Raw genomic sequence first — 874 nt, 5'->3', positions numbered from 1 at the left:
CTGCTGGTCCTCGCCGCCACCGGCGCCGCCGTGCTGGAGGTCCGCCGCCGCGGGGTCACCCCGGCCGGCAGCGACACCGACCCGCTGCTGATCGCGGCTCCGCTGCTGCTCGCGCTGTGCGGGGGGCTGCTGCTGGCCCGGCTCCTGCCGGTGCTGACCGGGTGGCTCGCCCGGGTGGCCGCCCGCCGCTCCGGGCTGGTCGGGTTCCTCGGGCTGGTGCGGGCCGCACGCGGCTCGGGATCCCGCGGCGGCGGGGCGTCGCAGCCCCGCGGCCGGACCGGTCCCTCCGTCCTGCCGCTGATCGCCCTGCTCCTCGCCGTCACGACCGGGGGGTTCGGGGCCGCCGTCCTGGCGTCCGTGGACTCGGCCCGGCTCAAGGTGGCCCGGCTGGCCATCGGGGGCGACGCGGCGATCTCCGCGCTCCGGGCCGCGCCGCTCCCGGACGGCCTCGTGAAGGCCGCGGGCGAGCTGCCGGGCGTACGGGTGTCCGCAGCGGTGTGGACGGACGACGACTCCTTCATCGTCGGCACCCCCCAGGGCCGCACCCGGATCACCCTGATCATCGCCGAGCCAGCCGCCTACGCGGAGCTGTCCCGCGGCATGGGCTGCGGCGCCTTCGACCCGGCCCTGCTGAGCGGAGGCGGTACGGGCAGTGCCGACGCCCCGGTGCCCGCGCTGTTCAGCGCCGGCCTGGCGCGGCAGGCCGGCCCGGGGGGTACGTACGCGCTGCGGCCGGGCCCGGGCGGCGAGCTCCAGGCCAAGGTGGCCGGCACGTTCGACTGCACCCCCGCCCGGCCGGGCCCGGGCGGGGAGACCGTCGTGCTGCCGGCGGGACCCCCGTCTGTCATCTTTCACCCTCCCCGAGCCCCCGTGA

General features: G+C 78.8%; 1 pseudogene. It reads left to right on the top strand.

Annotated features, from left to right (window positions below):
• A pseudogene (locus GPJ59_RS36605) lies at positions 1 to 874 on the top strand (hypothetical protein); the annotation flags it as partial.

It is taken from the genome of Streptomyces bambusae, assembly GCF_019400985.1.
Taxonomy (GTDB): domain Bacteria; phylum Actinomycetota; class Actinomycetes; order Streptomycetales; family Streptomycetaceae; genus Streptomyces; species Streptomyces bambusae_A.
Note: the sequence above shows the minus strand (reverse complement) of the source record. Positions and strands in the feature narration are given on the sequence as shown.